The sequence below is a fragment of the Flavobacterium crocinum genome (genome assembly GCF_003122385.1).
GTDB lineage: Bacteria > Bacteroidota > Bacteroidia > Flavobacteriales > Flavobacteriaceae > Flavobacterium > Flavobacterium crocinum.
The window spans coordinates 774,746-788,097 of sequence record NZ_CP029255.1 but is presented as its reverse complement, the minus strand read 5'-3'; the positions used below and the strand labels follow the sequence as shown (position 1 = coordinate 788,097).

Sequence of the window (13,352 nt, the reverse complement as noted above, 5' to 3'; positions counted from 1 at the left end):
TTTCTCCCAAAATATGGAAACACTTTATTTTGATGTCAATTGGAAAACCACATCCAAAGAAAATGCCTCTTTTTATAGAATGCAACCTTTCAAGAAATTAGGAAATTTGATTTTAGTCGAAGATTTCTACATTAATAAAACACCGCAGTTTCAAGGATATGCTTTTCAGGATAATGAAGACAACTATGTTGGAGATGTTGTTTGGTTTGATGAAAATGGTTTTGATGCTTCTTTTTATCAATTTTATAATTTTTCTGCAGTTTCTAGTCTAACGTATTATTATCCAAGTGGAAAAAAGTTAAAAACTGTTCAGTACAAAAATGGAAGAAAAGAGGGTGAAACCATTATTTATCATGAAAATGGTTCTGTGTTAATGAAAGGAAAATACGAAGGCGGAAAACCTGTAAACGGCGATTTTGAAGAAGTTTTAAATTGGGATGATTACCGATTGAACAAAGCCCATAATGAAGCACAAAGAGAAGAACCAATCCGAATGACGGAAGCAATGATTATTCGTGATGAAACAGGAAAAACTAAAAACAGACAGATTATTAAGAAAAAGATATTCTGGGCAAATTCAAAACAGCTGGCTCAGGAAATTTGGTATGATATTGCAAACGAAAATACAGAACCTTTTAAGCAGATTAACTACGATAAATTGGGCAAGGTTCTACAGACTATTAATGAAAAAGATTTTGAACAATACGGACGTGAGATTTCTAACGGAGTTGTTTACGATTATTATTTTCAAAACAAATTTGCTGTAGCTCTTAAGTCCAAAACCAGTTATAAAAACGGACAAAAAAATGGTGAGGAAATTCAATATTTTCCAAATGGAAAAGTTTTAAAAATTGTAAAATATTCTGAAGGAGAAGCACAAGGCGATCAAATAGAATACAATTCAGACGGAAGCATAAAAGCCAAACGAATTTATAAAAACGGACAGCCTTTTGAAGGTAATTTTGATGAACGATTTGCGAGTGATTTATTCATCAATCAAAACTACAGTAAAGGCTTAAAAGAAGGCGAAGCCATTGTGAAAGACGAGTCAGGAACCATTGTTGCAAAAGGAATTTACAAGGATGGAAAACCATTTAACGGAACATTTGTCATCAAAAATGAAAATGAACAAAACGAATTAATCAATGTTTCTAACTACAAGAAAAATGGCGTACAGAAAATCTTTAATTATTATCTCGATGATCCTGTGAGAACTTATACTGTAGTAAACGATATTAAAAATGGAGAAACTGTTTTTTATGACAATAGGGAAGTGACGGGAAAACTGGAGTATAAAAATGATTTGCCGTATGAAGGAACTTTAGTAGAATCTAAAAAAAGCACAATTTATAAAAAGGGATTTGTTGCGGAAGAGATTTATTACAGAAACGAATACGATAAAAAAGACGAAAATAATATTCAAAAAACCATCTATTTTGAGAATGGAAAAAGAACCAAAATTGCGAATCAGTCTTTTTTAATTACTTCAGACAGACAGGATTCTTATGTTGGAACTTATAAAAATGACAAACCCTATTCAGGTTATTTTGCTACAGATTTCAACGAATTTAATCATGTCGATTATTATGAAAATGGGATTGTCAAATATCAATATTCGAACAATTATTTAGAGAATCTCGAAAAGTATCAATATCCAAATTATGATATCAAATCAACTTACAAAAACGGGAAAATAGTTGACGGCCCGGAATACATCAAATTAGACGGCCAGTTTGTTTCTAAATATTGGAAAAATGGAGTTTTGACAAGCTATGATATTGATTTGTTTGCGATGCATTATTTTAATCGTTTTCATTTCGAATTGAAAAATAAAGCTATTGAAGTAACCCTATTTAACAGCAAAAAAAAGGCTGAAATTGTAATAGAAAAACAAGGCGCTAAAAATGTGAGTAAATTAATTGTGGAAAAGAAAACGCTATTGTCTAAATCTTCATTTGAAATAGGAAATACATTGCCTAATGTGGCAGGAAATATTTTGTATTATCAATCAGATAATGCTATTCAGGCAGGAGTTATAATTGGCGAAAAGCAAAATGAAAACGATTTTGATGAAGAGGATCACAGTCAGGAATTTGAAATCGTCACTAATTTGTTTATTTCAAGCATTAACGATAATGAAACAATCGAAGAAAATTTCAAAAGAATAGCAGACGAATTTTCTACTGAAAAAGGCTTAGAAACTTTATTAAGAAGAGAAGAAGAAACAGGAATATTGGCCGCTTTATGGTTTAAAAAAGAAAAGCCAGATATGGGGATTCTAATCCTAAAAAGTGCAAATAATGGGTATGATTTAAAATCTTATCTTGATGGAAAAGTTTTAGGAGAAAAGAATAACATTGAGCTGAAAAATGTTAAAACAGAGATCGAAAATCTGACTAAACTATTGGAACAGAAAATGAATGAAGATTTTAAATAAAAAATATTTTAACCTTACACAATAAAATAATTAACGTTACGTTGTAAGTCTTTATAAATTAGAATTTTAATGAATTTAAAAAGATTTGAGTTAGTTAGTTTTGTTTTAGTATTTTAAAAAGGCGTTCTTGAGCAAGTTAGAACGCCTTTTTTTAAGTTTGCAGTGTTCAGTTTTCTAGTGTTCAGTAATAACCCTTTGAGAATACATTATGTACTGACCACTAAAAAGCTGATCACTGATCACTTTTTAATAACTCAGTTCCACAATAGATTTCACTTTATCTAAAGTCACTAATTGCTTTTCACCAAGACCTTTCCAGCCTCTTTCGTCGAAACGATTTACGATAAAATCGGCTGTTTTGCTGTAGTCTTGTGTATATTGAGAAAGTTTTGTGTCCATTCCCATAGTATGGAAAAACGCCACTGTTTTGTTGATTGCTTCTTTTGCTACTTCCTCATCAGAACCAGTTAAGCTGAAAATACGTCTTCCGTATTGTGCCAGTTTTCCTTTTTTAGTTTCGAACATTACAGTATACAAACTCGGGCCAATAATCGCTAAAGTTCTGGCATGATCAATTTCATATAAAGCTGTTAATTCGTGACCAATCATGTGCGTGGCCCAATCACTCGGAACACCTTTTTGGATTAATCCGTTTAGAGCCATTGTACAGCTCCACATAAAATTAGAAGCCAAAGTATAATCGGTTGGATTTTTAACTACGCCGGGACCAACTTCAATTAAAGTCTGTAAAATTCCTTCGGCAATTCTATCTTGCAAAAAGGCATCGGTTGGATACGTTAAATATTGTTCCATTACGTGCGTAAAAGCATCTACAACACCATTTTCAAGTTGTCTTTTTGGTAAAGAAGCAATTACTGTCGGATCACAAATAGAGAATTGTGGGAACAAAGCGCTTCCACCGGAAGATAGTTTTTCCTGAGTTGCTTCAATCGTAACTACATATCCGGAATTCATTTCACTTCCCGTTGCCGGAAGTGTTAAAACTGTTCCAAATGGCACTGCATTTTCTTTAATCAAAATGCGTTTCTGCAAAATATCAATCGGGTTTCCTTCAAAATTCACAGCGCCAGAAATAAATTTAACACCATCAATTACAGACCCACCGCCGACAGCCAAAATAAAGTCGATTTTTTCGGCTTTAATAACATCAACCGCTTTCATTAAAGTTTCAAATCTTGGATTTGGTTCGATTCCGCCAAATTCCACAATTTCAAAACCTTTTAAGTTGGCAATTACCTGATCGTAAATTCCGTTTTTAAAAATACTTCCACCGCCATAAGCCAAAAGAATTTTAGCATTTTTTGGAACTAGCGTTGAAAGTTTTTCAATTTGTCCTTTCCCGAAAACTAAGTTTGTCGGATTGTATAATTCAAAGTTTAACATGATTTTTTAGGTTCTAAGATGCTAAGGTTCTGAGGTTCTAAGATTTTTTTCTTTGAATTCATCTGCAACCTAGCAATTGTTATTTGTTTAATTTTTTTAATAGTAATGAATTAAGGGATTAAGTTTTTAAGCAACTAAGAAAAACCTTAGAACCTTAGCATTTCAGTCCCTTAGCACCTCTTAGTTCAATTTCTGTAACAATTTTCCAGCTACCAATTTAGAAGATGCCGGGTTTTGACCTGTAATTAAAAGTCCGTCTTCTACAGCATAAGGCTGCCAGTTTGGTCCTTTAGAAAAAATTCCTCCGTTTGAGGCTAAAGCGTCTTCCAATAAAAACGGAACCACTTTTGTTAAACCAACCGCTTCTTCTTCCTCATTAGTAAATCCGGTTACTTTTTTACCTTTTACTAAGTATTCACCTTTTACTTTTACGTTTTTCAAAACAGCAGGAGCATGACAAACAAAAGCTACTGGTTTATTGTGTATGTAAAAAGATTCGATTAAAGCAATTGAATTTCTGTCTTCAACTAAATCCCAAAGTGGACCGTGTCCTCCTGGATAAAATACAGCATCATAATCCTTTTGATTGATAGTTGAAAGTTTATGAGTGTGTTTTAATTTTTCCTGTAAAACTTTATCAGCGTCAAAACGTTTGGTGTCTTCTGTTGCCGATGCCGGATCAGCACTTTTAGGATCAATTGGAGGTTGTCCTCCAAGCGGAGACGCAATTGTAATTTCAACTCCCTGATCTAATAATTCATAATAAGGTGCAGCAAATTCTTCTGACCAAAATCCTGTTTTTTCCCCTGTATTGCCCAGCTTATCGTTGCTGGTTACAACAAATAATACTTTTTTCATTCCTTTTTTATTTGATTTTTGAGCCAAAGCAGATGTGCTTACAGCTGTAAATGCAATTATTGCGAATAATGCTATTTTCTTCATAAGATTAAATTTTCAACAAATTTACGGCTATTGTGATATCAGTAAAAATAAAATAAACTATGTTTGTTATAAACTAATTTATATCATGGTAAATCTGGAATGGTACAGAACATTTAAGGCAGTGTATAAAAATGGTAATTTTTCGGTCGCTGCAAAAGAGTTGTTTATGAGTCAGCCGGCCGTTAGTCAGCAGATCTCAATGTTAGAAGCGCATGTTGGCAATAAATTGTTTAACCGAAAATCAAAAGGTGTCGAACCAACAGAATACGCTAAGTTACTGAATAATTTGATTATAGATGCGCTTGATCGTCTTGAAAGTGTCGAAACGAGTTTCAGGGCAAAGGCCGAAGATGCCAATCGGTTAATTTCTGTTGGAATCTCCAAACATCTTTTTGACTGCGTTGGAAATCTTCTGATTTCAAAATTTGATTTGATCGATTTTACTTTTGCAGAAAATGACGAACTCTTCGGATTAGTCGATGCCAAAAAATTAGATTTCGCGATTACCACCAAAAGGTTTGATACTTTTGACACCACTTATGAAATTGTCGGGAAAATCAAATTAATATTGGTTGCGCCAACAACTTTGGATATAACAGAATTCCGTCAAAGATTAAAAGCAGATAATTTTACTGAAATTGAGCAATGGCTTAATGCTCAGAAATGGTATAGCCACGATGCGAGAATTCCGCACATAAAAGTCTTCTGGCTTCATGCTTTCAACAAAAAAAGACCTTCAATGGTTCCCAATTATATTATTCCTTCAGAAACTGAAATGTTAAGGCTTTTGTCTAAAAATGAAGGAGTTGCGGCAACCTGGAATTGTAATGCAAGAAATTTTATCAAAGAAAATAAACTGCAGTTAGTCTGGAATAGTTTTCATGTGCCGGAAGAATTTGTGTATTTGCTCGCCCCGAAGAATAACAACTTAAAATCGTTTTTTGATATTATTGAGAAAGAGCTGAAATTGTTTTTTGGAAATCGATTATAATTCATATTATCAGTTAATTATATGGTTTTTATGGATGAAAATTCTGTCTTTTTCTTTTGATTGTGTCTTTTAAAAGAATAAATTTGAGTAACAAACCACTAAGATTTCCATTATGAAAAAGATAACAGCAATTTTAATGTTTACTACAATGTTTTTTATGATCAATTCTTGCAGTAAGAGCGATGATGCGGCAATTGTAGACTGTTTTGGTGATTCAATTTTAACCGAATTAAAACATTCGGCAGACGGAACTAATTCGAAAATAATTAATTACTCCATACAATACAGCGGAAGCAATACCGTAACTTCTGTAAAATGGACTTTTGGAGATGGAACTCCTGCACAAACTGTAACAGGAACTACCGGAGCTGTATCACATACATATAGTGCGGCTGGAACATTTGAAGTAAAAGCAGATGTTACACTTTCAAAAGGCGGAGGCAGTTGTACTGTGAGCCCAAAGAAAAATGTTACGGTAAATTAGATAACCGAAAAATAAAAAGATATTTAGTGAGAGTCAGTTTTATAATTTATTGCAGAAGCATTAGATTATAAAATTGACTCTCATTCGTTATATTTGTTTGATACGATTTACGATTATGGAAAATTTACAAAATATTAGAATTGCGGTTGATGCGATTGTTTTTGGATACAAGAACAATGATTTGTATGTGTTATTGATTGAACAGCAATTCGGAACTTCAGAAAAATATTGGGCTTTACCGGGCGGTTTAGTTAAAAATGATGAATCATTAAATGATGCGGTAATACGTGAATTACATGAAGAAACAAACGTACAGCTCACTTTTATGGAACAGTTATATACTTTTGGGGATGATATATATAGAGATTCCAGAAACCGTGTAATTTCGGTTGCTTATTATGCTTTAGTAGATGCTTCCAATTTAGAGATTAAAGCAGATACAGATGCTGAAAGAGTGCAATGGTTTAAAATAGATGAAATTCCAGCCTTGGCATTTGATCATAATGTAATACTTCAAAAAGGAATTGAAAGATTGAAAGCAAAACTGACTTACGAGCCAATTGGTTTCGATTTGCTTCCGGAAGAATTCTTGTTTTCAGATCTTGAAAACTTGTATTGCACCATTTTAGAAAAAGAAATTGATCGCAGAAATTTCAGAAAGAAAATACTCAGTTACGGAATTTTAGAGGAGACCGAAAAATTTTCACCTATAAAAACAGGTCGTCCGGCAAAGCTTTTTAAGTTTAATAAGTTGAAATATAATGAATTAACTAAAAATGGCTTTCACTTCGAAATAAAGTTTGCGTAATTTTTACACAAAATAAATTGTTTATTCAAAATTTAATTCTACATTTGCGTATAATTAACGCAAACTAAAAAACTATGATACTAAATCTCGACCCAAAATTCGCTCCTTTCCAAAATCAGGAAGAAATCAAATTTCAAAGTTTTACATTTTCTGGCGGAGAACCACACATTAAAATCAGTCCGGATTTTGATGCAAATAGAAAAATAACCATTACACACAGGCTAAATTCTTTTAATGATTTAGGATTGTTATGTATCACAGTAGATGCGTTACGCAGAATGGACGTTAAAATCATCGATCTCTTTATTCCGTATTTTCCGGCTGCAAGGCAAGATCGTGTTATGATTCCGGGTGAACCGTTATCTGTAAAAGTGTATGCAGACATTATCAATGCCATGCAATTGAATAAAGTGTTTGTTTTTGATGCACACTCTGAAGTGACTCCAGCTTTATTGAACAACAGTACAGTAATTCCAAACTATACTTTTATCAAAGAAGTCTTGAATAGAATTGGTCAGAATGTAAAATTGATTTCTCCGGACGGAGGCGCTTTAAAGAAAATCTATAAAGTTTCTGAATTTTTAGGAGGTGTTGAAGTAGTAGAATGTAGTAAAAGCAGAGATGTAAAAACTGGAAAATTATCTGATTTTAAAGTATATGAAGACGACTTAAACGGAATGGACTGTTTAATTGTAGATGATATCTGCGACGGCGGCGGAACCTTTGTTGGTTTAGCCGAAGAATTGAAAAAGAAAAATGCAGGAAAACTGTACTTAGCCGTAAGCCACGGAATTTTCAATAAAGGTTTCGAAGTTTTAAATTGCTTTGACGGCATTTTTACAACGAACTCTTTTAAAGACTTTGAAGGCGAAAGTGTTCAAGTGATCGGATTGGATCAATTAGTTTAAACCTGAAACCTGAAACCAAAAATTACTATTAACCGTTTCAAGTTTAAAACCAAATTTTAAGTTAAGCGCTTAACCTGAGACTTTAAACCCGAAACAAAAACAACCAAAAAGTTATGAGTGATGATTTAAAACCAAGATTTATTGAATCTTTAAGAAGAAACAATGATCAGATTAGAGAAGACAGAGCCAAAACAATTGGCGAGGATTCAGAATTAATATACAGACGAAGAGTCGAAGACATCGAATTAAAAATAAAAAGACTCGAAAGAGAACAAGAAGGATTGATTGATATTAGTCCGCTGGATAAAAACAGTTTAACCTTTGCCGATTTTCAGCCGGAAGCTTTTGTACAAAAAGATATGGAGCTTGCGCTGACCATCAGAAATTTGAATATCCAGTTTGAAGTAACAAAAAAGAGATTTGAGTATTTATTTGGTAAAACATTTTAGTCATGGGAGGTACAAGATATGATTTCGGTGCTCGTGAAGACAGAGCAAAAAAAGTAGGATATGCCAGCAAATCAGCTAGCGAGATATTTACACAGAATGCGTTAAGAATGGCGCATGAATCTATGAATCCGAACGGAGTGATTTTTAGAGAAGCGAGAGATTCAGAAGTTCATCCCAATACAGTTCCGATTATTTTAGGACTGGACGTTACAGGAAGTATGGGACATATCCCACACGAATTGATAAAAGAAGGACTTCCGAAATTAATGGGAGGAATCATTCAAGGCGGAGTTCCGGATCCGGCACTTTTATTCTTAGGAATCGGAGATCATGAATGTGACAGATATCCTTTACAAGTAGGACAATTTGAATCTGGTGACGAAGAACTGGATATGTGGTTAACGAGAACTTATATCGAAGGTGGAGGAGGAGGAAATGCCGGTGAAAGTTATCTTTTAGCATGGTATTTCGCAGCCTTTCATACCAAAACAGATGCTTTCGAAAAAAGAGGACAAAAAGGATTGTTGTTTACAGTAGGAGATGAGCCAGGTTTAAAAACACTTCCGGCATCAGCAATTAAAGAAATTATGGGTCAGGGACAGCAGACTTATACACATCTTGAATTATTGGCAGAAGCCCAAAAAAGATACGATGTATATCATATTAGTGTTTTGCATTCTGGACAAGCGATTAATGCTGATGTGGAATGGAAAGAATTGTTAGGACAAAATTGTCTTTCAATTGAAGATCACAGGGAAATTCCGAATGTAATCAAGAAAATCATCTGCGATAAACATAAAAGTTCTGGTTCAGGTTTAGGAACAATACCAGTTTCTGATACAAACGACACAGGTTTAGATAGTATAGAAATGCTTTAAATTTTTTAAACACATAGAGACATAGATTTTTATTTTGAATTTGAAAGATTAAAGAAAGAAACTAGTTTCTAACACATAGCTGCTATGTGAATTAATGCAAGTGAAACGCCTTTTTTTAGTTTCGAAAGTCTATGATTCTATGTGTTTAAAAATAATTACGCAACAATTAAGTGAAAATGAAAACAGCACAAATAGTTATAGGTTTAGGATTTGGTGATGAAGGAAAAGGAATAACAACAGATTTTCTGGCGAAACAAAATCCTGAATCTATAGTTATTCGGTTTTCAGGAGGACAGCAGGCGGCGCACACCGTTATGATCGACGATAAAAAACACGTTCATTCCAGCTTTGCGAGCGGTGCATTACGTGGTCTTCCGTCTTATTACAGTGAACACTGTACGATTCATCCGCTTTTTTTATTTAATGAGAGAGAAGAATTAAAAGAAAAAAATGCTAATCTGGATTTGTATATTCATCCGTTAGCAAAAGTGACGACTCCGTTTGATGTTTGGCACAATCGAGGAAATACCAGAAATATTGATCACGGAACCTGTGGAAAAGGCATTGGTTCCACCATGAAAAGAAACGAAGGCCCATACAAATTGTTTGCAATTGATTTGATTGCGCCCCGGGAAATGCTTTTAGAAAAGTTAAATCAAATCGCTTACTATTATGGTTTTTTGAATGAACCCGATATCGATCAGGAAGTTCAGGCATATCTTGAAGCGGTTGATAACATAAAATGGAATATTGCCGATTACAGTTTTCTTTCAAAATATAATAATTTAATTTTTGAAGGAAGCCAGGGAATTTTGCTTGACATGGATCACGGCGTTTTTCCAAATGTGACCTATGCCAATACAACCTCAAAAAATGCAGTTGAAATCTGTAATAAACTGAAGATTGAAGAGATAGAAATTTATTATGTAACCAGAAGTTACACCACAAGGCACGGCCACGGCTGGATGCCGAATGAGAGAGAAATACAATTAAAAAACAACGAAGAAGAAACCTGTGTTTTCAATGAATACCAAAAACACCTCAGATTTGGGGATCTGGACTACGATTTGTTGAACTACGCTTTAAAACTAGATACGACTTACAGTCCAATGGCAAAAAGAAATTTGGTAGTAACCTGCATGGATCAGCTTGAGAACGATTATGAGTTTGAAAACCTGACAACGGATTTCAGCACAATTTACGGATCATTTTCGCCAGATTCTAAAGATTTTAAAGAGATAACTTCTTTGTTTCAATAACAGAAAAAATGAAATACAATATAGACACTATAGCTCCGGAAAGTAAGTTTTTATTTTTCTGGGGACATCAGCCAAGTAATGACGGAACGATTACTAAAACCTGTTTCAGCCAGTGGTGGCTAAGTACATTCAAAGTCAATGATGTAACTTATAAAACGGCTGAACACTGGATGATGGCAAAGAAAGCCGAATTGTTTAACGATCAGGAAATTTTAGAAAAAATCATAAAATGCAATTCACCTGCCGAAGCTAAAAAACTAGGCCGTAAAGTGAGAAATTACGATGATAAAATCTGGCTAGCAAACCGATTTGAAATCGTAAAACAAGGAAACTACCACAAATTCAGTCAAAACCCTGATTTGAAAACGTTTCTGTTAAACACTAACGAAAGAGTTATTGTCGAAGCAAGTCCGGTTGATCCAATCTGGGGAATTGGAATGGCAAGCGATCATACTGAGGCGCTAAATCCTGAAAAATGGAAAGGTTTGAATTTGTTGGGTTTTGCTTTGATGGAAGTTAGAGATGAATTGAGATAAATGATTATGGATACAACAAGATTATATCGACCTGTTGGATTAAAAGAAATGGAACTGATAGCAGATTTAGGTTACAAGTCCTTTCCTCCGAGATTAGAATGGCAGCCTATTTTTTATCCGGTAATGAATCAGCAATATGCAGAACAAATTGCTTTTGAATGGAATACCGTTGATGAATTTTCAGGATTTATTGGAATTGTTACTGCTTTTGAAGTTAAAACTTCTTTTCTAGAGAAGTATGAAATCCAAAATGTTGGCGATAAAAATCACAATGAACTTTGGATTCCGTCTGAAGATTTAAATGATTTCAATTCTAATATTATTGGTGAAATTGAAGTAGTAAAAGTACATTTCACAGATCGTTCAGAAGTAAGTTCAAATGTTGGACTAATGGACAAATTAAATGAATTTAAAAAATGATTTTAGAACTTCTAAAAGGAGATATAACTGAACTTAATGTTGATGCCATTGTAAATGCTGCAAATACTTCTTTACTGGGAGGAGGCGGAGTTGATGGAGCAATTCACAGAAAAGGAGGAAAAGCAATTTTAGAAGAATGTGTTCAAATTCGAAATAAACAGGGCGGTTGTAAAACAGGTGAAGCGGTTATCACAACGGCAGGAAATTTACCATCTAAATATGTTATTCATACAGTTGGCCCAGTTTGGAATGGCGATAAAGAGGAGAAATCTAAATTGTTAGCAGACTGTTACAAAAATAGTTTGAATCTGGCTATTCAAAATGGAATAAAATCTATTGCTTTTCCGAATATTAGTACTGGAATTTATCATTTTCCAAAATATAAAGCGGCAGAAATTGCAGTAAACACGATAAAAGATTTCGATAAATCAGAGGAAATAGAAAAGGTAATTTTTGTCTGCTTTGATGATGAAAATTACAAGATTTACCAAAACATTCTACAAGATGTTCCATAGGAACATTTCATCGGTAGAATAAAATGTTACCAGATCGTAATTGCGTTCCATAGGAACGTTTGATCAAAACATTAATTAGAAAACAAACACAATCACGTTATTGTGTATTTATAAAATGAAAATAGAATTAAAAAAATATAGCGAGCAAATAGAAGAATGGCCGAAATCAGGTTATCACATAATGGCTCAATACGATGATAAGGAAATAATAGTTTATCAGTCGTATCGAAAGGAAATCGGCGAATTTGCCGTAAAAAATCAGTTTTTTGGAGGAGAATTTAGTTTGAACAGAATGACATGGATCAAGCCTAATTTTCTTTGGATGATGTACAGAAACGGCTGGGGAACAAAAGAAGGGCAAGAAGTTGTTTTGGCAATTCATCTAAAAAGAGAAGCATTTCAAAAATATTTGCAAAATGCGGTTTATTCCACTCACGATTCGTCACTTGGAAAAAGCTATGAGGAATGGCAGACCGAAGTAAAAACATCTTCGGTGAGATTACAGTGGGATCCGGATCACGATCCTTACGGATCAAAATTAAAAAGAAGAGCCATTCAGATTGGTTTACGAGATGAATTTACAAGATCGTTTGCCAAAGAAGATGTTCTGCTGATCGAAGATATTTCAGCTTTTGTACAGGAACAATATGAGTTTGTTCAGAAAAAACAATTGGAAAATCTATTGATTCCTGCCGAAAAACCTTTCGTTTTTCAGGATGAAGAATTGAATAAAAAACTAAAAATTTCTGGAAATCATGAATGAGAAAACAGCAAAAACAGTAAGTAAATTTCTAAGCTTAGTGCTCAGACATTCGCCAGAAAAAATCGGATTAAAACTAGACGAAAATGGCTGGGCAGATGTAGAAGAATTAATCGTAAAATGTAATAAAAAAGGAAGTCAAAATCAGATGACAGCTGAACTTTTAGATTACGTTGTAGAAAATAACGATAAAAAGCGTTTCGCTTATAACGAAGATAAAACCAAAATACGTGCAAGTCAGGGACATTCTATTTCGGTTGAATTAGATTTAGCAGAGACAGAACCTTTAGAATATCTGTATCATGGAACCGTTGGGAAGTTTATGGAAAGCATTCAGAAAGAAGGTTTGAAAAAAATGAGCCGTCAGCATGTTCATCTTTCCAAAGACAAAGAAACGGCAGTAAAAGTAGGAAGCAGAAGAGGAGTTCCACAAATTTTAACCGTTAGAAGCGGTGCCATGTTTAGAGACGGATTCAAATTTTATTTGTCTGAAAACAATGTCTGGTTGACCGATGAAGTTCCGGCAAAATATATCGAATTTAAATCTTAAAACAATCAAAT

General features: G+C 33.8%; 15 protein-coding genes. 13 read left to right on the top strand and 2 right to left on the bottom strand.

Annotated features, from left to right (window positions below; all coding sequences use genetic code 11):
• The first annotated feature begins 13 nt into the window (after positions 1-13).
• Positions 14-2,437 carry a toxin-antitoxin system YwqK family antitoxin gene (locus tag HYN56_RS03805; protein ID WP_109190966.1) on the top strand — a complete coding sequence of 808 codons (2,424 nt, stop codon included), beginning with the start codon at positions 14-16 and terminating at the stop codon, positions 2,435-2,437.
• 246 nt (positions 2,438-2,683) lie between these two features.
• On the opposite strand, the gene HYN56_RS03800 is transcribed toward HYN56_RS03805, so the two are convergent.
• Positions 2,684-3,841 (bottom strand): iron-containing alcohol dehydrogenase, encoded by a 1,158-nt coding sequence (locus HYN56_RS03800; protein WP_109190965.1) that lies wholly within the window; start codon positions 3,839-3,841, stop codon positions 2,684-2,686.
• Between the two features lie 180 nt (positions 3,842-4,021).
• Entirely contained in the window at positions 4,022-4,783 is a 762-nt protein-coding gene (locus tag HYN56_RS03795; protein WP_167398270.1) for a type 1 glutamine amidotransferase domain-containing protein, read from the bottom strand.
• An 85-nt stretch (positions 4,784-4,868) separates the two neighbouring features.
• Between HYN56_RS03795 and HYN56_RS03790 the strand changes: the two genes are divergently transcribed.
• The 12 genes from HYN56_RS03790 (at position 4,869) to HYN56_RS03735 (ending at position 13,341) form a co-directional block, all read left to right on the top strand.
• The gene (locus HYN56_RS03790; protein WP_109194709.1) at positions 4,869-5,774 is read left to right on the top strand and encodes a LysR family transcriptional regulator; all 906 of its coding nucleotides are present in this window, start codon (positions 4,869-4,871) and stop codon (positions 5,772-5,774) included.
• A 112-nt stretch (positions 5,775-5,886) separates the two neighbouring features.
• Positions 5,887-6,258: a PKD domain-containing protein gene (locus HYN56_RS03785; RefSeq protein ID WP_109190964.1), complete on the top strand. Its 372-nt coding sequence runs from the start codon at positions 5,887-5,889 to the stop codon at positions 6,256-6,258.
• 115 nt (positions 6,259-6,373) lie between these two features.
• The gene (locus HYN56_RS03780) at positions 6,374-7,066 is read left to right on the top strand and encodes an NUDIX hydrolase (RefSeq protein WP_109190963.1); all 693 of its coding nucleotides are present in this window, start codon (positions 6,374-6,376) and stop codon (positions 7,064-7,066) included.
• A 74-nt stretch (positions 7,067-7,140) separates the two neighbouring features.
• On the top strand, positions 7,141-7,974 hold the full coding sequence (gene prs, locus HYN56_RS03775) for a ribose-phosphate diphosphokinase (RefSeq protein WP_109190962.1): 834 nt from the start codon (positions 7,141-7,143) through the stop codon (positions 7,972-7,974).
• 113 nt (positions 7,975-8,087) lie between these two features.
• Positions 8,088-8,423, top strand: coding sequence for a hypothetical protein (locus HYN56_RS03770; protein ID WP_109190961.1), 336 nt, complete (start codon positions 8,088-8,090; stop codon positions 8,421-8,423).
• Between the two features lie 2 nt (positions 8,424-8,425).
• Positions 8,426-9,301 carry a hypothetical protein gene (locus tag HYN56_RS03765; protein ID WP_109190960.1) on the top strand — a complete coding sequence of 292 codons (876 nt, stop codon included), beginning with the start codon at positions 8,426-8,428 and terminating at the stop codon, positions 9,299-9,301.
• Positions 9,302-9,477: 176 nt separating this feature from the next.
• Positions 9,478-10,560 (top strand): adenylosuccinate synthetase, encoded by a 1,083-nt coding sequence (locus HYN56_RS03760; RefSeq protein WP_109190959.1) that lies wholly within the window; start codon positions 9,478-9,480, stop codon positions 10,558-10,560.
• A gap of 8 nt (positions 10,561-10,568) precedes the next feature.
• Positions 10,569-11,096, top strand: coding sequence for an NADAR family protein (locus HYN56_RS03755; protein ID WP_109190958.1), 528 nt, complete (start codon positions 10,569-10,571; stop codon positions 11,094-11,096).
• Positions 11,097-11,102: 6 nt separating this feature from the next.
• The gene (locus HYN56_RS03750; RefSeq protein WP_205727645.1) at positions 11,103-11,516 is read left to right on the top strand and encodes an ADP-ribosylation/crystallin J1; all 414 of its coding nucleotides are present in this window, start codon (positions 11,103-11,105) and stop codon (positions 11,514-11,516) included.
• Positions 11,513-12,031, top strand: a complete 519-nt coding sequence (locus HYN56_RS03745) for an O-acetyl-ADP-ribose deacetylase (RefSeq protein ID WP_109190957.1) — start codon at positions 11,513-11,515, stop codon at positions 12,029-12,031. The genes HYN56_RS03750 and HYN56_RS03745 overlap by 4 nt, the downstream gene beginning before the upstream one ends.
• A 115-nt stretch (positions 12,032-12,146) precedes the next feature.
• Positions 12,147-12,794, top strand: coding sequence for a DUF4291 domain-containing protein (locus HYN56_RS03740; RefSeq protein WP_109190956.1), 648 nt, complete (start codon positions 12,147-12,149; stop codon positions 12,792-12,794).
• Positions 12,787-13,341, top strand: coding sequence for an RNA 2'-phosphotransferase (locus HYN56_RS03735; RefSeq protein ID WP_109190955.1), 555 nt, complete (start codon positions 12,787-12,789; stop codon positions 13,339-13,341). Before HYN56_RS03740 ends, HYN56_RS03735 begins: the two co-directional genes overlap by 8 nt.
• Positions 13,342-13,352 lie beyond the last annotated feature (11 nt).